This window comes from Runella sp. R0.1_18, assembly GCF_057652155.1.
Genome location: NZ_JBYFCK010000019.1, coordinates 90,263 through 114,908 on the forward strand (window position 1 = coordinate 90,263; position 24,646 = coordinate 114,908).

18 protein-coding genes are annotated in these 24,646 nt (G+C 45.6%); 9 read left to right on the forward strand and 9 right to left on the reverse strand.

Annotation, left to right across the window (positions count from 1 at the left end; genetic code table 11):
* Positions 1-21: 21 nt before the first annotated feature.
* The 9 genes from AC23P2_RS25065 (at position 22) to AC23P2_RS25105 (ending at position 14,491) form a co-directional block, all read left to right on the forward strand.
* Positions 22-1,596, forward strand: coding sequence for an FAD-dependent oxidoreductase (locus AC23P2_RS25065; protein WP_487775730.1), 1,575 nt, complete (start codon positions 22-24; stop codon positions 1,594-1,596).
* On the forward strand, positions 1,593-3,224 hold the full coding sequence (locus tag AC23P2_RS25070; protein ID WP_487775731.1) for an FAD-dependent oxidoreductase: 1,632 nt from the start codon (positions 1,593-1,595) through the stop codon (positions 3,222-3,224). The genes AC23P2_RS25065 and AC23P2_RS25070 overlap by 4 nt, the downstream gene beginning before the upstream one ends.
* Positions 3,225-3,474: 250 nt before the next feature.
* Entirely contained in the window at positions 3,475-4,140 is a 666-nt protein-coding gene (locus AC23P2_RS25075; RefSeq protein WP_472487550.1) for an RNA polymerase sigma-70 factor, read from the forward strand.
* Between the two features lie 83 nt (positions 4,141-4,223).
* Positions 4,224-5,219 carry a FecR family protein gene (locus tag AC23P2_RS25080; protein ID WP_487775732.1) on the forward strand — a complete coding sequence of 332 codons (996 nt, stop codon included), beginning with the start codon at positions 4,224-4,226 and terminating at the stop codon, positions 5,217-5,219.
* Between the two features lie 18 nt (positions 5,220-5,237).
* The gene (locus AC23P2_RS25085) at positions 5,238-8,612 is read left to right on the forward strand and encodes a SusC/RagA family TonB-linked outer membrane protein (protein WP_487775733.1); all 3,375 of its coding nucleotides are present in this window, start codon (positions 5,238-5,240) and stop codon (positions 8,610-8,612) included.
* 12 nt (positions 8,613-8,624) lie between these two features.
* A complete protein-coding gene (locus AC23P2_RS25090) occupies positions 8,625-10,322 on the forward strand; it encodes a RagB/SusD family nutrient uptake outer membrane protein (RefSeq protein ID WP_487775734.1) in 1,698 nt (565 codons plus the stop codon).
* Between the two features lie 129 nt (positions 10,323-10,451).
* On the forward strand, positions 10,452-11,732 hold the full coding sequence (locus tag AC23P2_RS25095; RefSeq protein ID WP_487775735.1) for a polysaccharide pyruvyl transferase family protein: 1,281 nt from the start codon (positions 10,452-10,454) through the stop codon (positions 11,730-11,732).
* 13 nt (positions 11,733-11,745) lie between these two features.
* Entirely contained in the window at positions 11,746-13,074 is a 1,329-nt protein-coding gene (locus tag AC23P2_RS25100) for a polysaccharide pyruvyl transferase family protein (protein ID WP_487775736.1), read from the forward strand.
* Positions 13,075-13,225: 151 nt separating this feature from the next.
* The gene (locus tag AC23P2_RS25105) at positions 13,226-14,491 is read left to right on the forward strand and encodes a polysaccharide pyruvyl transferase family protein (RefSeq protein WP_487775737.1); all 1,266 of its coding nucleotides are present in this window, start codon (positions 13,226-13,228) and stop codon (positions 14,489-14,491) included.
* Positions 14,492-14,518: 27 nt separating this feature from the next.
* On the opposite strand, the gene AC23P2_RS25110 is transcribed toward AC23P2_RS25105, so the two are convergent.
* Genes AC23P2_RS25110 through AC23P2_RS25150 form a run of 9 tightly spaced genes read right to left on the reverse strand, consistent with a single transcriptional unit; the run spans position 14,519 to position 24,473 of the window.
* Positions 14,519-15,937, reverse strand: a complete 1,419-nt coding sequence (locus AC23P2_RS25110; protein WP_487775738.1) for an exopolysaccharide biosynthesis polyprenyl glycosylphosphotransferase — start codon at positions 15,935-15,937, stop codon at positions 14,519-14,521.
* A 21-nt stretch (positions 15,938-15,958) separates the two neighbouring features.
* On the reverse strand, positions 15,959-18,724 hold the full coding sequence (locus AC23P2_RS25115; protein ID WP_487775739.1) for a hypothetical protein: 2,766 nt from the start codon (positions 18,722-18,724) through the stop codon (positions 15,959-15,961).
* The gene (locus tag AC23P2_RS25120) at positions 18,724-19,431 is read right to left on the reverse strand and encodes a hypothetical protein (protein WP_487775740.1); all 708 of its coding nucleotides are present in this window, start codon (positions 19,429-19,431) and stop codon (positions 18,724-18,726) included. The genes AC23P2_RS25115 and AC23P2_RS25120 overlap by 1 nt, the downstream gene beginning before the upstream one ends.
* A complete protein-coding gene (locus AC23P2_RS25125; RefSeq protein ID WP_487775741.1) occupies positions 19,428-20,543 on the reverse strand; it encodes a YjbH domain-containing protein in 1,116 nt (371 codons plus the stop codon). The genes AC23P2_RS25120 and AC23P2_RS25125 overlap by 4 nt, the downstream gene beginning before the upstream one ends.
* Complete coding sequence (locus tag AC23P2_RS25130; protein WP_487775742.1) at positions 20,540-21,355, reverse strand: YjbH domain-containing protein; 816 nt, start codon at positions 21,353-21,355, stop codon at positions 20,540-20,542. The genes AC23P2_RS25125 and AC23P2_RS25130 overlap by 4 nt, the downstream gene beginning before the upstream one ends.
* Before the next feature lie 33 nt (positions 21,356-21,388).
* Positions 21,389-22,414, reverse strand: coding sequence for a hypothetical protein (locus AC23P2_RS25135; RefSeq protein ID WP_487775743.1), 1,026 nt, complete (start codon positions 22,412-22,414; stop codon positions 21,389-21,391).
* A 56-nt stretch (positions 22,415-22,470) separates the two neighbouring features.
* On the reverse strand, positions 22,471-23,226 hold the full coding sequence (locus AC23P2_RS25140; protein ID WP_487775744.1) for a WecB/TagA/CpsF family glycosyltransferase: 756 nt from the start codon (positions 23,224-23,226) through the stop codon (positions 22,471-22,473).
* 12 nt (positions 23,227-23,238) lie between these two features.
* On the reverse strand, positions 23,239-23,649 hold the full coding sequence (locus AC23P2_RS25145; protein WP_487775745.1) for a hypothetical protein: 411 nt from the start codon (positions 23,647-23,649) through the stop codon (positions 23,239-23,241).
* Positions 23,649-24,473: a glycosyltransferase family 2 protein gene (locus AC23P2_RS25150; RefSeq protein WP_487775746.1), complete on the reverse strand. Its 825-nt coding sequence runs from the start codon at positions 24,471-24,473 to the stop codon at positions 23,649-23,651. Before AC23P2_RS25150 ends, AC23P2_RS25145 begins: the two co-directional genes overlap by 1 nt.
* Between the last annotated feature and the right edge of the window lie 173 nt (positions 24,474-24,646).

The window sequence follows — 24,646 nt, forward strand, 5'->3', positions numbered from 1 at the left end:
CTTTTACACTTTTATTTTAATATGAAAATTTGTCTTACCCTCTTATTAATACTGAATACTTGGATTGTATATGCTCAGGCTTCTTTCGATGTAGTGGTATATGGCGGCACACCAGGCGGTGTCATTGCTGCCGTGGCTGCCGCTCGTGAAGGAGCAAAAGTGATGCTCATAGAGCAGACAAAACATGTCGGAGGACTAAATACCAGCGGTATTGGCACTGCCGAGTCTGAACACATGATTGAAGAAACTATTTCGGGATTACCGTTAGAGTTTTATAGTCGTATGAGTCAATTTTACGGAAAACCTAAAACCGAGTTTTACTTTGAATCGCATGTAGCCGAGAAAGTCTTCAATGACCTTTTGAGAGAAGCAAACGTCAAGGTTGTCTATGAAGCATTTGCCCAAAAAGTAAGAAAGAAAAATGCTGCTATTCAGACCATTACATTATCAAACGGCACCACCGTTACGGGCAAAGTATTCATTGATGCTACCTATGAAGGAGATTTGATGTCACGGTCGGGAGTATCTTACACCTATGGGCGTGAAAGCAAAGACCAGTATGGTGAGTCATTGGCGGGTGTAAGGTTTATTGATACTCCCATTGAAGCTTCTCCCTATGATGATAATGGCAAACTACTACCTGGATTTGCCGAGCGAAGCACACTTACCGAAGGGCAAGCCGATAAACGAGTGATGAATTATAACTTTCGGGTGATGATGTCAACAAGAGACGACCGAGTTCCTTTTCCCAAACCCGAACGTTACGAACCTCAGCGTTATATATTGCTTTCGCGATGGCTTAAAAATGAGCCCAATGTCAAGTTCAAAGACATCATTGATTTGTACGGTTGGAATTATCCCAAAGGGAAATACGAAACCAACAACAAACAGAAATCAATCATCTCTTTAGGGCACTTTGGCGGGAATGTCAACTACCCCGATGCCGATTATCCCGAAAGACAAACTATTTATGACGACCATAAAAACTGGACTTTGGGTCTTTTATATTACTTGGCCAATGACCCCTCGGTCCCACGTAATTTACACGATGCGGTAAATCAATACGGTCTTACGGCTGATGAGTTCAAGGACAACGGAAATTTCCCCTATTATCTATACATTCGTGAGGCACGACGAATGAAGGGCGAATTGGTGCAGACCCAAAAGGATATTTTGGAAGAACGTACAAAACCTGATGCGATTTGTTTGGGCTCCCATTGGATAGATAGTCATCACGTACAACGCGTGGCTGTATCTAAAACCCAATTTGTCAATGAAGGACGAATCTGGGAAGTATTGACCAAACCCTACGAATTTTCGTACCGTACTATTTTGCCCAAGCAGCAAGAATGCACCAATCTACTTGTGCCAGTATGCTTATCGGTGTCGCATGTCGCGTTTTGTTCAGCACGGGTGGAATGTACCTGGATGCAGCTAGGAAATAGTGCTGGCATTGCCGCAGCGATGGCCGCGCGTCAAAAAAAATCCGTTCAGAAATTAAACATCGCTGATTTACAGACAAATTTGAAAGAGAAAGGAGTGATTTTGAGCATTAATCACCAAATTTGGGACGGAGAAAAAGATGGTAAAAAATGAGAAAAACACTGACGTTGTTCTTCACTTTTTTGGGGCTTACTTCATTTCAGCCCCAAAAAACCAAATTTTCTTACGATGTGGTCATCTATGGCGGAACGGCAGCGGGAGTGACGGCGGCGATTCAGTTGGCCAAAATGGGGAAAAGTGTAGCGCTTCTCGAACCCACTAAGCACATTGGCGGAATGAGTGTAGAAGGGCTTGGTGGAACTGACATTGACAATCATAAAGATTTCCAAAATAGCCCCGCCGTGGGAGGACTGGCTTTGGAGTTTTATCGCCGTATCGCCAAAGTCTATGGAAGAGAAGAGGCTTTTGAGAGTGCGCTCAAAAACAAAGTAAAAAACACAAGTCTCTGGCGGTTTGAGTCGAAGGTAGCGGAAAAGGTGTTTAATGATTGGATAAAAGAACACAAAATTGAAGTATTTCTGGGGAGGCGCTTGGCCGAAACGCCCCAAGCAGTAAGTAAAAAAAATACCACTATTACCGAAATTCGTACCGAAAAAGGAGAAGTATTCAAGGGAAAATTCTTCGTAGATGCGACCATTGAAGGAGATTTACTAGCGCGGGCTGGTGTCAGTACAACGGTAGGACGTGAGGCCAATTCTGTTTACCATGAAACCCGTAACGGTATTCGTGCCGAAACCGATCATGCACAGTTTTTGGTCAAAGTAAACCCTTATAAAGACCCCAATGACCCAAACAGTGGGTTAATTCCGACGATTCAGAACGAACCTCTAGGAACACCTGGCGCGGGAGATAAACGCCTACAGGCGTTTTGTTTTCGGATGTGTTTGACCAAAAACCCTGACAATCAAATTCTTTTTACCAAACCTAAGGACTACGACCGAGGTCAATACGAGATTTATCTGCGGTATATCAAAGCAGGTGGAAAATTGTATCGGCCTGGCGCGGGACTCCCCAACGACAAAACGGACTTAGGTGCGTGGCACGACCTATCGCATAACCTCTACGGCATGAATATCGACTACCCAGAAGGTAGCTACGCTGTACGAGAAAGGATATTGGAAGAACATAAAACGTTTACGCAAGGGCTTTTTTATTTCTTAACCAATGACTCTGAAGTAGGTCAACTCGACTCCGCTCTGCAAAAAGAATGGGCTAGTTGGGGATTGGCCAAAGACGAATTTACTGACAATGACGGCTGGCCCCGAATGTTTTATGTACGTGACGCGCGCCGTATGGTGTCTGATTACGTGATTACGGAACATCATGTCAAAAAACAAAACCCCACGCCCGTATCTGACCCTATCGGTATGGCGTATTGGCCTACAGATGTACACAGCGTGCGGCGCATCGTCAAATACGGCTACGCTTACAACGAAGGGTTTGTGTTTGGGGGAGATTATTGGCAACCGTTGCCAATTTCGTACCGATCGTTGGTTCCTAAAGCATCCCAATGTACCAACTTAATTACGCCTACTTGCCCCTCATCAAGTCATATTGCTTACGGAGCGATTCGCCTGGAATGGACTTTTATGATTTTGGGGCAATCGACGGGTACAGCTGTGGCGCTCGCACTAGACAATAAAACTACGATTCAAAACGTAAACTATGGCCAATTGAAAGCCAAACTGCTGGAAGGTAAACAGGTATTGGCATTAGAGTAAAAGAGCAAACGGTGTTCAAGTTTGTCTTTTGTTGATAATCAGGAGAAACCGTAAAAATAATTTTGCAATAGTTTGTTAAGAAAGAAGGCGTTGGTATCTCCAACGCCTTCTTTTGATATAAATCTAATAAATAAGCAAAAAAAACTCATTTCTCACTAAGTGTTTTTTTCGAGCAGAAACGTCTATCTCAAAACACGGGTTTAAATAAAACGTTTCCAAGAAAAAACTTATCTTTAGATAGAAAATGAGAATGGTCAAGCATACTATGGAAGAAGAAGATAAGGCGCAACCGATTTTTGGGAGGCATGAGCAGGTAAACCCCTCAACCAAACATACGGTGCTTGACCCCGAACGGATGATTAGAGTCGCATTTGAGACCAACCCCGACACTGGCATAGCGTTGTTGTTTCAGCAATATTATCCATTGTTATGCAGCCATGCCGTACGTTATGTTTCTTCCAAAGCCATTGCGGAAGATATTGTTTCCGATATTTTTTTCGAGTTTCATACACAGCATTTATACCGCACCATTACTACTTCTTTTCGGGCGTTTTTGTTTACATCGGTAAGGCACCGTGCTTTCGACTACGTAAGAAATGAAATGCGTCGAAATACCTCTTTAGACAATGCCACGCAGTTTTCGACAGCCACAACCTACGAGCCTGATTCCATTACTCAGTACGAAGAACTCTATCATGATGTCGAAAACGCCATCAATAGTATGCCTTTGAAACGCCGCCAGATCTATGTTATGCACCGTTTTGAAGGAAAAAAGTACCAAGAAATTGCCAATGAACTGAACCTATCCCTGCGTACCATTGAGGCTCATTTGTACCAAGCTATCCGTCAGATTCGGACTTCTTTGAAAGATAAGTGGCTGGCTATCATAGTGCTTATTGGTGGCGGATGGTTTTGAAGCAAAAAACAAAGTAAACTGTCAATCCACATCGCTAATTGTTATCGACGTTTCAACACGTCTTGTCTTTAAATCATTTCATCATGAAGATGCACATAACCAAAGAAATGCTTTTCAATTACTTCGCTGGTAGAGCTACTGTTTTCCAGAAGCAAATGGTGGAGGAATGGGCACAAAACGACGAAAATCGCGAGTTGTTTTATGCGTATTTGGCTATGTGGGAAAGCGAACATCCACAGTACATGGCCGATGCCAACGCCGCCCTAGTTCGGCACCAAGAACGAGTAGGTGGCTATCAAGTCCAAAGACAAGAGGTAGAGACATTGGAATTATCTCCTCGGCGGTTGCCTTTGTGGTTTTGGGCAGCGGCATCGGTAGTATTGATATTATTAGTGGGTAGTTGGCTATTTAGAGATGCTATTCAGTACCAAAACTACTATACCACTTATGGTCAAACCCAGCGCTTGACACTGACTGACGGGAGTCAAGTAGTACTCAATGCCAATTCGTCGCTTCGAGTGCCACGTTTTGGTTTTGGTCACCAAACCCGTGAAGTATATCTGACGGGCGAGGCTAATTTTTCGGTGACACATTTGCCAAATCATCAAAAGTTTATTGTCAAAACAGGGCAAGAGTTTGATGTGGTAGTGCTAGGAACCGAATTTGTGGTAAATACCCGACCCAAGGTTGCGAAGGTAGTTCTAAGCAAAGGGAAAGTCCAACTAAGGTATCAGGAAGGCAACAAACAAAAACAAATTGTGATGAAACCAGGTGACTTAGTTACGCTCAGAGAAGGGGGGAAAGTTAATTTACATCAAACCCAAGCTCCCCAAAACTACGCCGCTTGGCAAGATAATCGGTTTGTATTTGAAGAAACTACGTTGCAGGAAGTAGCCCAATTGTTTAAAGATAATTTTGGCGTAACTGTCGAAATCCCCGAGACCGAACTTGCTCAATGGACACTTACGGGGTCGTTTACGGCACATAATGCCGAAGAACTTTTAGAAACACTTACCGAAGCGGCTAATCTTTCTTACCAGAAAGCAGGGAAGAAAATAATCATAACCACCAATCCATAACCCTAACATTTTTTTAGAATGAAAAAAACAATACAAACCCTGTTGTTGGGGGTATTGCTGGGAGGAGTACAGCCAAGTTTTGCCCAATTTTTGGCCAGTGCGCAAACCAACCACAGCAAAGATACCTCCCAAAAGCCCGCCCAAAAAAAACTCAAGGATGTGTTGCGAGAGCTTAAAGATCAGTATCGGGTAGATATTCTTTTTTTTGACCGCAACGTTGACGGACTCATTGTAATGAGCAATATAGTCAATCCTAATGCGAAACTGGAGCAAAATCTCGAAGCACTGCTGAAACCTTTGGGGTTATATTACAAAAAGTCAAAAAATGGCGGCTACGTCATTACCGACAAACGTACAGAAAGGAGGTCGGAGCAAAATGCGTCACGATTTCCCGAAGGTGACGTTCCGTCCTCCCCAAAAGCCTTGAGCCAGTCCTCTCCCGCAACCATAGAAGCACTCGCACCTGCCGTAGCTGAAACCAATCAGGTAGTGGATAAAATTGTCAAAGGTAAAGTAACCGATGCCGAAAAAGGAGAAACCTTGCCTGGGGTAAACGTGATTATCAAAGGAACTCAGCGAGGAACTACTACCAATCCTAACGGGGAGTTTTCGTTAAGTGTACCCGACGACAATGCCGTTTTGGTTTTTAGTTTTGTGGGGTATGTATTGCAAGAGGTGGTGGTGGGCAGTCACACTCAACTACCTATCGCTCTAAACGTTGACAACAAATCGCTGGAAGAAGTGGTGGTGGTAGGATACGGAACTCAGAAAAAGAAAGACCTGACGGGTGCCATCGCCAGTGTGGACATAGAAGCGACCCGATTACAGCCCAACACCAACGCCTCGCAAATCCTAAGAGGAACAACGGCGGGGGTGCAGGTCATTGACAATGGCCGCCCTGGGCAAGCAGGAACCATACGAATCAGAGGAATCAACTCTATTTCAGCCAATAGCTCTCCCCTTATCGTATTGGATGGTATTATTTATGCAGGAGGGAATTTGGCAGACATCAACCCCAACGACATTGAAACCATCGACATTCTGAAAGATGCCAGTTCGACGGCCATTTATGGTTCATTGGCGACCAACGGAGTCATTGAGATTACCACAAAAAAAGGAAAATCAGGCAAGCCTAAGTTTACATTCACTACCTATTTGGGGGCGTCAGATTATGCTTTTTTGCCTAACTACCGCACGCCCGAGCAGTACTTGGCCGCCCGCAAAGATGCCGAAGAAGCCGAAGGAGGAAGTGTGCCGTTTTCGGTGATTGAGCAAGCAAATATTGCCGCAGGAAAAACAATCAACCCTTTCCAAGAAATCAAACAAAGTGCTCCGATGTCGAATTATGAGCTCAATGTTTCGGGAAAAACAGACAGGGTAAGTTACTTTTTTTCAGGAGCTTATACCGACTCTAAATCGCCCGTCAAAGGTGATAATTTCAATCGTTTGTCGAGCCGATTAAACTTGGGCGTACAGGCCACTGATTGGCTCAAGTTGGGCATCAATTCTGGGTATTCGTCCAGAGACAATTCAGGGGTAAGGGCCAGCCTTGTTCCAACTTCTTATTTGAGTCCTTTTGCAAGTTTATATTTAGAAGATGGGGTTTCGCCCAATCCCCTTCCACAAAACTGGGGCTTGGTGGCAAACCCATTGTTAGGAACGCTCCTGAATACCAACAAATCCATCACTAACATCCTATTTGCCAATGCCTACGCCGATGTAACCTTGCTGGAAGGCTTGACCTATAAGCTCAACGGTGGCTACACCCGAACCGACTCCAAAACGTTTGCTTATGCGCCTACCTATGCCCCCACCAACCGCCTGGGTTCAGGTTCAAAAAGACACGGAGAAACCCAAAATTTCACCTTAGAAAACATAGTCAAGTACCAGCGCCGATTTGCCCAAGACCACAGCCTCGACTTGACAGTACTTTATGGTATTTATCAGTTATCCAATCAGTTTTCATTTTTATCAAGCCAAAATATTTTCAACGATGCCTTAGGCTACAATTCATTGGAAATTGGCGAAGGCTACAGCATTGACGTAGGCGCGACCCAAAACCGTCAAATCTCGTCCATGGCACGCTTGGGCTATTCGCTGAAAAGTAAATACTTCTTTACTTTGAGCGTACGGAGAGACGGATTTTCGGCCTTTGGGGAAGGACGTAAGTTTGGAACTTTTCCTTCGGTTGCTTTTAGCTGGAACGTGAGTGACGAGGGTTTTATGAAAGATGTTAAAAAGATTGACTTCTTAAAACTTCGGGCATCGTGGGGGCGTAACGGAAACCGAGGCGTGAGCGAGTACTCGTCTTTGAGCCAAGTTGGTCAGCGGAATTATGTTTTTGGAGACGGCCAGCCCGTATCAATCGGCCTAGTCCCTACTACGCTTGCCAACCCGAATTTGGGTTGGGAAACCACCGAAAGTTTCAATATTGGCACCGACGTTCAGGCTTTTTCCAGCCGCATCTCTGGCTCATTCAATTTCTATGTATCTAATACCTTCGACCTCCTCCTCAATCAAACGATTCCCAACACCAACGGCTTTGAGGTTTTCTTACGGAATATTGGCAAAACCAAAAACAAAGGATTTGAATTAGACCTCAAAACCAAAAATATTGAACGAGGCGATTGGGGATGGAATACCAACCTCGCTTTTTCACTCAATAGAAACAAAATCGTACAGCTCACGGGTAGGGACATTAACAACGACGGAATCGAAGACGATGACATTGCGAGTGGATGGTTTATCGGGCAGCCGTTGGGCAGTAATTTCGACTACGTATTTGACGGAATTTTTCAGCAAGGAGACGATTTGTCGCTGATACCAGGTTCTAAGCCTGGAGACATAAAATTTAAGGACATTAGTGGCCCCAATGGTGTGCCTGACGGCAAAATTACGCCTTTAGACCGAGCGGTATTGCACAGCAATCAGCCTAATTTTATTTTGGGAATTACCAATATTATCAACTACAAGAAGTTCAGTCTGTCTTCTACCATCAATATCAGAGAAGGAGGTTACAGTTCAAACTCGCTCGTAAATCCAGGTTCCAACTTTTTTGACCAAGCCAATTTTCTCAATGTTCCGTACTGGACGCCTTCCAACCCCATCAATACCTATCCAAGAATCAACTACCGTAATCCGCTCGGCTATGGTTTTTACGAAAGCCGCAGTTTCACCCGATTACAAGACGTGTCGTTGTCTTACAATTTTTCGGATGCGTTCATGAAGAAGCTCAAGATTTCCAATCTTCAAGTGTATATCAGCGGCAAAAACCTATTTACGTGGACCAAATGGAACGGCTGGGATCCTGAGTTTGGTGGAGGCGGCCGCGACCCAGGCAGCAATGGCCCGTTGCTCAAAACATTCATTGGTGGTATCAACATGTCATTTTAACATTCAGGAAACATGAAATCAACATATAAAACGCTATTGCTTCTCTCACTTTTGGGTATGACCAGTGCCTGTAATGACGATTTTTTAAAAGAAGTGCCTTTGGATAGATTCAGCCCTGAAAATTTACTGACCAACACCGCAGGGTTTGATGCCGCTGTGGTAGGTTTATACGAAGGATCACGTCAGGAACACATCATTGCGTCCAACAATTTTGAGTACATGACCGTAGGAACCGACCAAACCCAATGGGGGCGAAACGACTCGCGCGGGAATAAAGATTACAGTCTTCTCAACCCCAACTTAGATGCAACCATTGTGTATTGGGATTGGGCCTACAAAACCATGATTTTACGCGCCAACACCATTCTCGACGGTCTCAATAACCCCAACCTCAGCATTAAAACCGAAGACCTTAACAACATCAAAGGACAAGCTTTGTTTTTTCGGGCATATACCTACAATTTTTTAGCCAATATTTATGGCGGTGTTCCGATTGTAAAGCAAACAATCACCGAACCTAAATTTGATTTTATAAGAAACTCTCGGCTCGAAGTACTCAATTTTGCGGCCAAAGATTTGGAAGAGGCCATCACTTTACTGCCGCTACAAGTCAAAGACGGCCGCATACCGCGAGCGGCGGCGTTTCACTTATTGAGCGAAATTTATATCTCACTAGGCATGGAATCTAAGGATGCTTCCTTCTACGATAAATCCATCGGGGCGGCCAGCAAAGTGATTAATAAAGAAGCGGGTGATTATCAAATTATGACGGTGAGGTTTGGCGCGGCGGCTTCGCGACCTGGCGATGTTTTTTCTGATCTTTTTGCCAACGGGCAAATCAACTACTCGGTGGGCAACAAAGAGGTAATGTGGGCGTGGCAGTTTGAAAGCACCAACGTAGGCGGGAGTTTTTCAACTTCGTCTGCCAATAACAGCATTCGGTATTGGAGCCCCGAATACGACCGATTACAAACTCCCAATCGAACTTTAAATATCGTAGCTGATAGCATAGGGCGAGGTATTGGCGTCAACTCACCTACCAACTACGCTAAATATGACGTGTGGACGTTGGACCCCAAAGACATGAGAAATTCGGTTTATAACATCCGACGCACTTTTTACTACAATAACCCTGCGGATAAAGAGTACTTTGGCAAGCCGATGATTGTCAAAAAAGCAGCTAATGGCAATTTGTTTGTGGCTCGTAACGACGGAACACTCACGACGATAGCCATTGATACATTGCGCCAATATTACCCTTATTTCCGAAAAATTGAGGGTTCTTCCATCAATAACGACATATTATCGGGAAATACGTCTAAAGATTTCAGCCGCATGAGGGTTGCCGAAACCTATTTGTTAAGAGCTGAGGCTTATTTTAGAAAGGGTGATTTAGAAAATGCGGCGAAAGACATAAATGTAGTGCGGGCAAGAGCAAAAGCTACCTTAATCAGTGCGACAAAAGTTACCGAAGACTTTATTCTGGACGAAAGAACGCGGGAATTGATTGTGGAAGAGCCAAGATTGCGCACCTTGATTCGTATGGGTCGGTTGGTGGATAGGGTGAGAAAATATAATTCAGAGCCATCGGTAGCAAATGGTCCTTCTTCGGGCAAAACAATCCAAGATTTTAACAAGTTTTGGCCCATTCCCCAAAAAGTAATTGATGCCAATACGGGAGCAAAATTTGAGCAAAACCCAGGCTATTAATCAATTAAATTTTACCCGCAGACCAGCGCAGATTTAATACCGCAGAATGGCGCAGATGTTTGGCTTTCAGCGAAAATCAGCGGTTTTAAAGCTCTGCGAATTTCTGCGGTGTAAAATTAAATTCTCAAGATGAATATGACACTCAACCGACGAACATTTCTAAAACAAACCTCCCTCCTCGCCGCTTCTTTGCACGTGGCGTTGGGAGAAGCTTCCGCTGCGGTGCCTAAATCCATCATTTTGCGTTCGTCTTGGCAAACGGAAAACATTGGTGACATTGCCCATACACCAGGCGTGCTGACGCTTTTAGAAAAATATTTACCCGAAGTAGAAGTACGTCTTTGGCCTTCTAATGTCAAAAACGGTGTAGAAGAAATGCTGCGAAAGCGTTTCCCGAAACTACGCATCATCCAAACACCAGAGGAGATTCAACAGGCATTTACGGAATGTGTGTTTTTACTTCATGGCTCTGGCCCCTCGTTGGTAGCGAAGCAAGACGTGGAGCGTTGGCGCAAAACCACGGGCAAACCTTACGGCATTTACGGGATTACGTTTCCTGGCGTTTATGGATTCCCAGAAGATCGACAAAAGGTAACCCCTCTCGAAATAGAGCTCTTGACCCAAGCCCGTTTTGCTTATTTCAGGGATTCGGTATCCATGGAGTTTGCTAAAAAACACAGCGCCAACTGCCCCATCATGGAATTTTGCCCCGACGGCGCTTTTGCCGTGGATGTCCGAGACGACCAAGCGGCTGATGCTTTTTTGCGGGAGCACGACCTCGAAACGGGTAAGTTTTTGTGCGCGATTCCTCAAGTACGGTTTTCCCCTTGGTGGGAGTTGCCTTCCAAAAAGCAAAGTATCAATGAAGCCAAGCACGCCCACAACGAAAAAATGAAAGAGCAGGATAACGCCCCCATTCGGGAGGCAATCATTGCAGTGGTACGCCAAACTCCGCTCAAAGTATTGCTCGTGCCCGAAAATGCGACCCAAATGCGCATTGGGAAAGAAATGCTCTACGACCCACTCCCCGAGGATGTCAAAAAGAGAGTGGTGTGGCGAGATAAATACTGGCTTACCGACGAAGCCGTGAGTACGTACATTCGTTCGGCGGGTTTGTTTGGACTGGAAATGCACTCGCCTATTATGTGTATTGCGCAGGGAATCCCCGCCATCGTCTGTCGATTTGACGAACAGACTAGCAAAGGCTATATGTGGCGAGACATTGGGCTGGGCGATTGGCTCTTCGACATGGACACGCCAAATGATGTCGCCAAAATTGTCCCCACGGTACTCGAAATGGCTAAGAACCCCAAAGCCGCAAAAATGAAGGTTAAGAAAGCCCAAGCATTTGTGAAACAACGGCAAGAACAAACCATGAATGTCTTGAAAAAGAATGTCTTTACAACCTAAACCCAAAAACGCCATGCCTACTTCCCGTCGAGATTTTCTTAAACTTTCAACCCTTGCAGCCACTACTATTCAAGTGCCTCTACAGGAACGACTGAGCGTACCTGAAAAGCCACTCGCGAAAACCCCCACCATACTACTCCGCTCGTCGTGGAACGACAACAACATTGGGGACATTGGTCATACGCCTGGCACTTTACGTTTGTTGGAAAGACATATCCCCGAAGCACAAATTATCTTGTGGCACGCCCAATCTCGGCCTGTCACAGAAGCATTGATTGCCAAGAATTTCCCAAAAGTAAAAATCGTGCATGGGGCGTTTTTCAACCAAGATGAAGGTTTGCAAGGAGAACTAAAAACGGCATTCGAGCAAGCCGACGTATATATTCATAACTCAGGAATGTCGATGAACTATGGTTTGTTCAATTATGAATGGACTGGAGTTATGTCCAATCTTGCTCCCTTTTATTATTGCCTCGAAAACAACATTCCTTTTGGACTTTACGGGCAATCATTCGATAAGTTTGCCCCGCCCGCATTATCACTTTTTCGGGATGTACTGAGTCGTGCTTCTTTTATCTATTGTCGTGATACCGAGTCGGTCAAATTCCTGAAAGAGAATCAGTTCAAAACGCCCATTATTGAATTTGGCCCCGACGGATGTTTTGGCATAGACGTGCGGGACGAAGCCAAGGGGCTTGCCTATCTCCGTCAGGCAGGATTGGAAGATGGGAAATTTTTGGTAGTAGTAGTGCGTACCAATACGCCGCATTTAAACACGACGGGAAAGGGAGACATGATGAACCCTGCGCCAACACCAGAGCAGCAGCAACAAGATACGCTACGGCTGGGCAAAGTAAAAGACCTAATCAATCAGTGGGTTGCTACTACGGGCATGAAAGTTTTGGTTGCACCCGAGGCGTTAAAAGAGACTAAGTATGCCAAAACGATGCTTTACGACCAATTGGACGATAGCATCAAGGCCAAAGTCGTATGTCGCGAAACCTTTTGGAGTGCCGACGAAGCCATGTCGGTGTATGCCCGAGCGCACACGATGTTTGGAATGGAGCCCCATTCGCTCATTATGGGCTTGGCATTGGGCGTGCCTGTGGTTCATGCCCGTCCGCTCAAACACGGTCGTAAAGGGTGGATGTTTCGGGATATTGGCGTACCCGAATGGCTTTTTGAAATCGACCAAGCTCCTTCTACCGACATCACAGGAGCGGTATTGGCAATTTATAAAGAGTACAAAACGGCCAAAACCAAAGCTCAAAAAGCCATGAATGTTGTCAGAAGCCGCCAAAAAGAAACCATGCTGGTCGTGAAAAAACTGGCGATGACTTAGCTAAGTAGAATTAAAGGCTTTAGCCTTGACTTTTTTAGTAACAATCAGGGCTAAAGCCCAATAAATTCTACCTCTTTTATTTCCCCAGCCTAAAGGCATGGGGTTTGAGGAGGTTCTAGGTATATCATTATCCACATAAAAAACCAATCTCATGCCCCTCAATCGTCGTCAATTTATACAACAAACCAGCCTGCTGTCAGCAGCTGCGATGCTTCCTTTTTTGTCGCAAGCAACCCAGAAAAGCAACCCCGTATTACTCATTACGTCGGGTTGGCAAGATGTCAACATCGGCGACATTGCCCACACGCCAGGGTTGATTGGCTTATTGAAAAAACGCCTTCCCAAAGCCAAGATTATCCTTTGGAAAAAAAGCAAAAGTGAGATGGTAGAAACCATGCTCAATAAATACTATCCCGACGTAACGATTATTCACGGGGCAGTAGATAAGGAATTTGTGCCCCAAACGGACGAAGTCAAACAGGCATTCCAAACGGCCGATTTTTTCCTTCATGGCTCAGGGCCTTCCGTTGTTGCGACCGATTATCTACAAGCCTGGCACAAGCAAACCCAGAAGCCTTTTGGTATCTTTGGTGTGACTACTCAGGATGTTTCGACTTCGTTGAAAGAACTTTTACAACATGCTTCGTTCATTTTTACGCGAGAAACCGCCTCTATTCAAAAGCTAAAAGATGCGGGCGTACAAGGGCCGCACATCGCTTTTGCGCCTGATGCAACTTTTGTTTTGGAAATCCATGACGACCAAAAAGCCAATCAGTTTATTCAAGAAAACAAGTTGGAACATCGCAAGTTCATCTGCATAATTCCCCGCCTCCGCGTGACGCCTTATTATAAAATCAGGCCTAGCGGCTGGAGTGAAGAACGTATCAAGCAAGTCAACGAACTCAATGATAAGTGGAAGGAAATCGACCACGCCAAAGTCCGTGAAGCGATGGTAGCGTGGGTAAGAAAGACGGGCAACAAAATCGTGGTTTGCCCCGAAATGACCTATCAAGTAGATATTATTGATGAATTGTTGGTGAACCCATTGCCCGACGACGTCAAGCCATTGGTGGTAAAACACGGCTATTGGCTTCCCGATGAAGCCGCTTCGTTGTATGCCCACGCCCACGCTGTGTTGAGCTATGAGTGCCATTCGCCCATCATTGCACTGACCAATGGTACGCCCGCCTTTTATTTACGTCAGCCCCAAGACACCATCAAGGGGCAGATGTATTATGACTTGGGACTGAAAGACTGGACGTTTGAGATTGAAGAGACGACGGGACAACAAATCACCGACAGGCTGCTACAAACGGTAGCAGATTATGGCGCAGCTAAAAAGAGCGTAAAACAATCAATGGCAAAAGTACAAAGTCAATACAACGCCGCCTTCGAAGTCATTAAACAGAAAGTGTAGTTTGCTGAGTCGGTCATGCAGTTTTGATCAGTACGCCTGCGGATCACCTTTGAACATGTTGTACACCGTTTTAAAAATCACTTGGACGTCTAACAAAAGGCTCCAGTTTTCGATGTACCAAATGTCATAATCTACTCGCTTACGCATCAGACCAATCTCGTGGGTTTCGCCTCGGTAGCCATTTACCTGCGCCCAACCAGTTATACCTGGCTTCACGCGGTGCCGAATCATGTAATTATCAATCAACGGTAGGGTTTCTTCACTGTGCTTTGTGGCATGTGGACGAGGCCCTACTACTGACATACTTCCCAAAAAAACGTTGATAAACTGCGGTAGTTCGTCCAAGTTGGTTTTGCGCAAAAACTGACCGACACGCGTCACCCGTGGATCATTGGAAGTGGTTTGGCTAAAGCCTCCCTCCTTTTTGATGGTCGATGCGCCGTGATACATCGTCCTAAACTTCCACACTTTGATAATCTTCCCTTTTTGTCCCCAACGACCTTGAATAAAAAACACGGGGCCTTTGGAGTTAATTTTGATTGCAAGCGCAATGATTGGAAACAACCACGATGCTATCAGCAACAAAAAACATACGCTAAAAACAACATCAAAAGCTCGTTTTATTCCCTGCCAATAGTTCAAATCGAGCAAAGTACTTCGTACCGTTACCAACGGGTATTGACCAAATAATTCAAACGAATAGCGTGACGCATTTAACTGAAAGAAGCCAGGAGTAAACTTAACAAGGACACCCTGTTTATCTGCCCATTCAATTAAACCCGCTACGTACGTTTCACTAAATTTTTGGATCGCAATCACTAACTCATCCACTTCATTTGTGGATGTAGATTGCAAAAAACTTAGTGTCTCTTTTAATAAAATCTTATCATTTTTAACAAAATCATGAACGCGCGCTCCTGAAACTTTATAGCCATACTGTGGTTTTTTTTGTACCAAATCAATAAACTCGTGCACTGAAGTAAAATCACCTACCACGACAATCTTTTTTTGGTAATCACCTTTAATATGCCAGTACAATAACAGCCTCCGTGTAAAATACATTTTCACCGCAACAAATGCCGTCAGAGAAAGAGTATAAACAACTGTAAAACTTCGTGCATTTTGGTGGTCATTCAATAAAAATAATGATACAGTTAATACAATTAATTGAACAATAAGATTAGGGACTAAAATTAACAGTTCATCGATAAAAAGTGAAAATCTAAAACTATCATATAATTTAACAAACTTGCTTGAAAAATACCACGTTAAAAGCAGTCCAATAATAACCAGTACAGTCACTTGATTGAGCATCCTTTGACAAAAGAGCGAGCTCAAAACATATATAATGCTTATTGCGACTAAATCACTTAATAACCTTAAATGATTTTTTCGTCGCCTGATACGAAAATCAGGCGAGGGTGATACTACATTTAATACTGTCATAATCGTCGAATATTAAAACCTCTATTTCTTGCAATATTCATCCGTATCAATACGTATCACCCAATCGGCTTTTCGGAGAGTATAGGCATTTTCGCTGAAGGAATAGTAGCCTGGCGCAGGCCCAACTTGAAAATCGTAGGTTTTGCCAACAACCAATAAATCGGTAACAATGCTGAAAGACGTTTGACCCGATATATATTTCATGCTTGGCAAGTTTTTCCACTGTAAAGTGCCCGTTTCCCGAAACCTTCCAAATAGCTCTCGGGTCGGAAGTTTGGGCTCATCCAATGCTTTACAAGGGAACTGTAACGTAATACGCACTTCTCCTGACTGTAAACTTGATGGCACCTTAAACGCCGACAAGTCAATCGTTTGGGCAGTGGCCGAACAAGGATCTACTGCACTTGAGATTCCAATGGCCGAGCTTTGGTTGTCATAAACTTTCAATTTCACCTGTACACCTGACTCTAAGTTGCTGATTCTTATTGAACTACCACTACTTATTTTGGACTGAAATGACCTCATTATCGCGTTTGTAGTGGCATTAAGCAATTCACAATCATATACCCGATCGCTTACTGGCAAGCTACTCTTCACCGTAAAGGTCAGCGGAGTGGCACACTTGGTAGGCGGAGCTTTGAACGAAGCGAGGTCGAGCTCTTGCGTAGTGGTGGTACATGCCGCCAAACCAACAGACTGGACAGTAGCTGTACTAAACAAATCCGTTATCCGTAGTCGAACCGTTTCATCGCTGTACAAGCCATTAATACGAACAATATCACCGTTGTTGGCCGAAGACTGGAATTTTTGCATCGTACCGTTGGTCTTGGCATTAATCACTTCAAAAGTATATTGGTGCGTACTGTTGGGCAAACTGCTTTTTATTCTAAAATTTAGGGTCGAAGCACAACGAGGTGCGGGGGTTTGAAACCCTTCGAGAATCAGTAAATAGGTGGTATTACTGCACGCTTCTACCACGGCAGAAGTGGCAACCGTCGCGCTAACTATGTCAAATATACGTAACTGAATCGGCCCCGTATTGTCGTATAACCCACTCAGACGAATAAAATCTCCGTTGTTGGCCGTCGATTGAAACACTTGTAAACGATTTTTGGAATCAGGTTTTATTACTTCAAAGGTGTAAGTACGGTCGCTGACGGGTAAGGTACTTTGTATCTTAAAAATGGGCGACGTCGTACAACGCTGCGGGGGAAGTTTAAACGAACTAATATCCAACGGCTGTACGGAGGTGGCACACGCATCCACCGATTCAGAGATTGCCACGGCACTACTTACAATGTCCGATAGCTTCAAACGAATTTTCTGGTCACTATCTAAACCATTGAGTCGAATCACCTCCCCGTTGTTGGCCGTCGTTTGAAAACTTTGAAGGGTGGCATTCGTTTCCGCGTTGATAACGACACAGTTATAACGGTAATCGCTTGTTGGAAGGTTACTCTTTATTTGAAAGCCTGGCCCATTCGTGCATTTGACTATCTGTTTTTTGAACGATGACACATCCAACACTTGTTCAGTACCACCACATCCATTGACTACTTCTGAGGTAACCGTGGCCGAGCTTGTCGCATCTGATATTCGTAATCGTACATATTGGTCACTTTCTAAACCGTTTACCCGAATCACTTCTCCGTTATTAATCGTCGATTTGAATACTTGTAAACGCGTATTGGTACCGTCGGCGAGTACTTCACACTGATACTGTACGTCGGTAGCGGGGAGGCTGCTTTTGATTTTAAAACTCGGCCCCGTTTCACATTTTTGCTTGGTAAACCCTGCTACCCAGAGCGATAAGTGGGGCAGCTCAGCTTCGTAAGCCAAACTTCCATCTGTTGCTTTTACTACCTTACCAAAGACCTCCGTTTGCCATGTATCTGTCGCCGCGTCGTAGCTGTAAAGCGGAATTTCATCTCCTTCTTTAACCAAACGCCGTTCTTGCGGATGGTAAAGCTGTGAAGAAACAGAAAACCGAACTTTGATGGGGCTGGTCAAGGATTTGACAAGACGAAACTGTTCATTGTAAATTTGCAGCAAAAAAGCCCCCGCCAGTTGCGTAAACTGCTGGTTACTAGCCACTCCGCTACCATCTTTGAGCAGAGGGCGGGCAATGGTAGCGTTACTAATAGGGTTGATTAAAAAATTATCATGGGGTTTGGTAATGTCCACTACCTGAAATCTGGCCGTTAAATTCCCCGAAATTTCTTTTCCCACCGCATCTTTTACGATGCTTCCTTGCGAAACCGTAGCTTTGACTTTTGATTGAGCAGCCCCCACAAGTTCAGGGGTTTCGAGTATCCAATCAGCGTCGATTCGACCCGCATTGCTGCTCGACCGTTGGGAAACGTTTACTTTCGTATTGACTGCCTCTTGGGGTTGAAAAACCAACGTAACCGACCGTTGCTTATCAGCCTTCAGCTCAACGGGTAACACTGCATCCAACGCCCCAGGTGATTTGACCACCACCGTAAAGCGTAAAGGCTGTTGTTCGGAGGGGCGGGGGCCTAACGAATCTATCGACAAAAACAACGTCCCGTCTCCCGTCAATCGAAACTTCTTGGTTTCTACCGTCGTGATGACTCTTCCCGCATCAGGGCCCGTAATCAGTACCTGCGACTCTGTAGGCACCTCCAATCCGCCTTTGGTGTAATACTGCACATCCAACGCCACTGGAAATGGCTTCTTGAACCGCAGCTCAAAGCCATCCAAGGGGTTTTTACACGCCCATAGAAAACAAAAGAAGAGCAAACAAAACGCCGAAATGCGGTACATTATTTTTGAGTTTTTCTAACGAGCGAATACGAAATAACGAATTGGAGGTTGGGTAAAAACCGATACCCCCGCATGTTGCGCTCTATCATTGGGAGTTGTTCGTCGAGGGTAGTGGTTTCTAAAAACCCTTCGTAATCAGCGCTTAGTTTGGGCTTGCCCAAATAATAACAACCTAACTCAAAACCAAAGCCCCAACGGCGTTTGGGAACCGAACGCCCCATGCCCATGCCTGCGTAACCCACCACGGAAGACCACCGAACGCGTAGGTCGATGGTGCCAAACTCTTCGGGTTTCATTTGGATGCCGCCTAATTCAATGGGGCTTAATGCTTGGAGCTGAAGCCGAACGTCGGGCCGCCAAGTGTAGCCTGCCCCTGCCGTTAGGAAGAATGACGAACGACGAAAAGGCTGCCATTTGACCGAACTCTGCACCAAGCCAATGACAAAATCGGGCCGAAACTCAACGATAGAACTGTCGCCCAAATCAATTTGGTGCTGTTTTTTGTAGCTAATGTAGCTCCCTCCCACGCGTACTACCCACTGCGGGTATTTGGGCAACCGCCAAGCGCCTTGTACCCCTACCCCCGTCACCCCCGCATGTACGCTCACTCCCTGCGGCCACCACTTCGATGGAGTCCTAGTGGGTTCAGAGGAGAAAACCGACGAATACCCCATCAACAGGCATAAAAGGAGTGCAACAAATTTCATTTTTGATATTGGCGATTTAAGTACCATTGATGATACTGACGAAGCCGTTGGTCGAGTTGGTAACCTGTTTGGTACCGCTCCGCTATTTTAAAGCCCCCTGCATACAAATACTCCCAGCGAAATTCTTCCCCTGTACGCAATCGAAAGCCACGGGTTTGGACAATTTTACCTGGCGGAATCGGGATGGCAAAATTAAACCCTGCCGTAGAGCCATTTTGGGTGGCAACGGCAAACAAGCCTATTTCTACGTTTGTAAACTGACGAATAAAATCAAAGCGCACCCCTTTGTCGCCGTATAAAAACTGGCCTGCTGTCGCTTTCAATAACAAGTCTATTTTTTGAAAACGGTATTCTACATCAGCTAAGGCGAGTAGGTTATCCATCTTTTCGTAATACAGCCCCCCCCGAGGGTAATAGTACATGCCCGTCAAGCCCAACTCAAGGCCGTATGACCACGGGGTCTGGAGGTCGCTTCTACGGTACTGGAGGTTGATTCCGTACTGGTCGTTGTGAAACGAACCTGCGGAGCCACTAAAAAAATGGGTTCCTCGGGCGTAAAATTGATTTAAAAACAGGGGAGCAGGCCGCACAATTTTAGGACGGTTATCTAAATCGTTGCTCAACGGTAGCAATATGCCCCAGTTGAAACTCATACCTGGCCACAGGTACAACTGACTTTGTAGTAATATACTGGAGTTACTCCGTACTGGAAATCTAATATTCCCAAATTTGGCGGCAAAAACGGGTTGGAGCCAAAAATCAAATCGGTAGTTTCGTTGCAGCAGAAACCGCTTTTCAGGTTGGAACGCGTGGCGTTCGGAAGCAGTTACTGGCTGTGCTCGAAGTACATTATCCAGCGTATAACGGCCGACCACTATCCCTTGAATCATCGGAGCGTAACCGAACAATGCAAGCGTATCTGACGATCGCCATGGTACGCGCTCAAATCCTCGAAAAGGGTTTCGATACAGACGTTGTTCGTACGTTACTGTCCCGTGGGTCGATGACATATTTTCTAACTCCACCCCTGCTGGGTTTTGTTGGGCGCAGGCAGCCAATCCCAGCAAAAAATAAAGTACCCCTGTTCCTAGGTAGTATAAGTAATTCTTCAAAGCTTAGGAGAAGTTTGAAAACGCTTTGGTTGTTTTAGTAAATTTACTCCTAACGCCGTACCCACCATCCACTGATCGCCGTTAAGCCATCCTGCTTGCACCGTCCAATGTTGCCAGAGTGTGGCATAGGCGCCGACGTTGAGGTGTTGGGAATCGTATTCGGCCATTACTCCACATTTGTGCTGATAATGCAACACCAGCCCCCCAAAGGGACCTTCGAGGTAGTGATTTTTATAACGCCATTCACTCTTCTTTTGCCACCTAAACCCCGAAAGAAACGAATTATTGGTGTGGGTGCTGCCTTGTCGGTAAATAAAATACGGACTTCCCAAACCGAGGTTGGCCTCTAGTTGCCAGTTTTTATGCAATTGGAAATGTTTGGTGGCTACTACGACGTGGGTAAGCATGGCCCCGTCAATCGTGAATGGGATTGTCATAATAAGGGCGACGGAGGGACGGTATTTTTTTTCGGTCAAGAGCAAATACCGAATGTCCATGGAGCGGTCGCCAATGCCTTCGCTGACGTCCCGAACGTCGGAATCCAACATCTGTAAGAGCGTGGCCGTCAGTTCCAACCGAGGCAAAATCGCCACGTGGGCAAACCACACTTGCTCGGGGTTTTTTGTTCTAGCACGTAATCCGTAACGAATGGGGTTATAGTTGTACCCAAAACGAAAGTCCCCATCTTTCAGGGCAACCGCCGAAGGCGTAAAGAGCAAACCAGGCTTGCCCGAAAGGTTGTTTTGCGCGCCTAGCCAACCAGAGAAACCCGCCAGTATCCCCAGTACTAGGTAGCATCTAATGCCAATCATAGGTCGGTGCATTTACAGAAAACCATCCATCACTTATCCTTGGTCGTGGCAACTCTGAATCACTTCACCCTTTTTCGCTTCGGCTTCTTTCAACGCTTTTTGGTAGTTGGCATTTACGGCGTCTTCGTTGATTTTCTTGGCAGCATCGGCGGCACTGCGCAAAGCCGTTACCAATTCCGTACAGGCTTTTCCTTCAGCCGACTCTAGGTTATTCACCACTGTTAAGTTACCCAACAACGCAAGGGCATTGAGGGCTTCTAATAAACTGGCCGTTTCTTCGCCCAAAACCGACTTGGCGGCAGCGATGTTGGCGGCAGCAGTAGCGTAGGCTGCTTGCGCCCCGTCGCGGAGGGGCTTGTATTTACTGGTCACCCCCGTTTTGCAGGTAGTTTCTTGCGCCGTCAAACCACTTGTCGCTGTGGTGTAGGCGCTTTGCGCACGCGCTAGTTCATCCGCCTTGGTCTTATCTAATTCCGCCTTTTTGGCATCAAACGCCTCTTGCCCTTTGGCAATGCACTCAGGTGATGCGTTGATTCCATCAATACCATCGGTATGGGCAATGCCTTCTACCCCTCCCGTACGGGCAGGAATGGCTTTGCCGTTGACCGTAGGCAATGTAAACGTGGGCAAGTAAGCTTTCAGCTTTGGATCGGCGCCCGCTTTGTCCAAGATGCTTTTAAGGTCGGCAGGAAGTGCCCCTCCACTAGCTACAGTGCTGATAGTAGCAGGCGTAATCGTGGCGAGTTTGGTTACTTCAGCGGGCGTAATCGCGGCCTTCACCTCACTGGCGGCAGTGGTTACGGTAGCAGGTACCGTCCCCGTGCTGGCAATGGAGGCAACTCCACCAGACACGGCGGTGGCTTGGGCCGAAGGCGTGACGGTAGCAGGTGTACTGGTGACAGGCGCGGGCTTGGTCAACGTCACCGTGTCCATCTTGACACTTGTCAGTTCTTCTACCAGCTGGGTATCGGGTTCTAGTGGATCCCCTTTTTTGCAATTGTACATGACTGCCGTAAGGGCTAGAACGTACACGAAGAGCGATAATGAGCGCTTTTTCATAGTGATTACGTGTTTAGTAATTGTGATTAAAAGTCAGTAAGTGTAGATGTGTGGTGTTAAAACCAACGCGCCGTTCGGTTGTGTACCCAGAGCAGCTTGGCCAGCGGTACGGCTTCCCAGTAACGTTTGTAATATTTGCGGGGATCGGAGGCGATTCGGAACAACCAACCCAAATAAACGCGGTCGGCCCAGTTGGGAATCGCTACTTGTTTGCCCGTTTTGAAGGCAATAGCCGCCCCCGTACACAGTAGAGCGGGCGAATAACTCAGCCTTTTTTTGAGCCAAGCGCCCAGGATTTCCTGCACTCCTCCGCCAATGTTGATCAATACCCATTGGGGACGCTTTTCCTCCAATTTTGCCAGCAATACCTTATCCACAATCGCCCCTTGTCGGTAGTGCGGGGCAATGTAGCAGTCATCTTCGGTCAGGTGGATGCCTAAACTACGCAAGTACCGAAGGTTGGCATCCTGCTCGCTTTGGGTTGGGTTGACCAAAAACAACCGCTGCTGGCACTCACGGGGAAAGGCTTCAACAAAATAATTGATAAACTCTAACCCCGAAAGCCGCGTGAGGTTGCCACCAAAAAACGTATTCCACAGCAGTACCAAATAACCACTGTCGGGAATCACGAGGTCGGAGGCCAAAACCGACTGGTAATAGACTTGGTCACTAAACACGGTGGCAAGCCCTGGCCCCGAGGGGGCAGTCAGCAGCCCGCCGTGGCGGTGGAGCCGCTGATAACAGTCGGCAGCGGTGCCTTTGTAAAACGGAATGCCTAAAACTTGCTCAGAAGGTGTGAAAATAGCTGTCATAGGAGTGTTTGTTTAGATATGACGTTGAGAACGATAAAACCAATGTTTAAGACCAAAGCCTATCCCCATGCCCACGGCCGTGCCCAAAGCACCGTATCCAATGTCTCCCCAGTCAAAGTGGCGTTTGGGAAGCCATAACTGACCCAGTTCGGCAATGACGACAAGCAGTAAAAACACGCCCCCCATTTTGAGTCGAGCCATGAGGTTGAAGCGGTGGGGCGGCAGTAACCCTTCCCCCAACATACCTAACAACACAAAGGGAACAGCCGTACGAAGATTGCCGTTGGCATTGACCCACTGTCTAATTGCGGCGGGTACAGGCAGAACGTTGCCTACATCGGGGTCGGGAAGCCAGCTGAGTAGAAGAACCCCTATCCCAACCAAGACCAAACCAAAGACAAATAGACGCGAAAAAGCGGGCATTAGCGGGGAGATTTACGCTGTAATTCTCTGGTTTTAATAACAATAAAATATTCGTAAATTGCTTGCAAAAAAGCGTAGGTAATCCCTGCTTTGCCATCCAGAAAAGCACGACGCCCAAGTACCATGTAAAGCCATTTGATGAATGGACGCCCAGGTAATTTGTAAAATAATCCTTTTTGGTGGTAACGGCGCTCCGAAAAATCGCGACTGAAAAGTGCCTTTTTAATGGAAAACTCAAAGTTACCTTTATGTTCTTCTATCCAACGTACTGCTTCCATGGAAGAGTATGTATTATGTTTGGCTAGCCAATGCGTGTATCCTTTAGAAAAAGGATAATGATCAAAATAGCTACTAAACTCCTCTATTTTCCCCTCAACTTCAAGTACTTCATTGATTTCACGGTGGTATTTAGCTTTTCCTTTTCTTATCAATCGAACATAGTAAGGCGATAGCTGGGCATGTTTTAGCCATGTATTTTCAAGAAAATCTCTTCTACGAATACGCACAGCGTTTGTAGATTCAGCGAGTAGAGGAAGTTTTTTTTCTATTTCGTTTTTCAGTACTAGAGGAATCCGTTCGTCGGCATCTAAGATAAAAATCCAATCGTATAAGAAAGGAAGAGTACTCAGGGCAGCATTTCGCTGGTTGGCATAATTATCAAATTTTCTTTGAGTGATTATAGCACCGTACGACTTAGCAATGTCAAGTGTTTTATCCTCACTGTACGAATCAAAAACATGAACATCATCACACCAGCTCACGGAGTTTAAACACTCGGCTAAATCATGTTCTTCGTTTTTAGTGAGAATAAGTATAGATACCATTTAATATAAAAATACAGCGGTAGATGTAACTCCATACCTACACGGCCCAACCGATTCGAAAACCTTTATTTCTTTAGCCCTATTACAACTTAATAACTCCTCATATCTCCAAAAATCGTCAACAATTATATACGAACCTACTTTAACCTTCGATTCTACATATTTGAAGCATT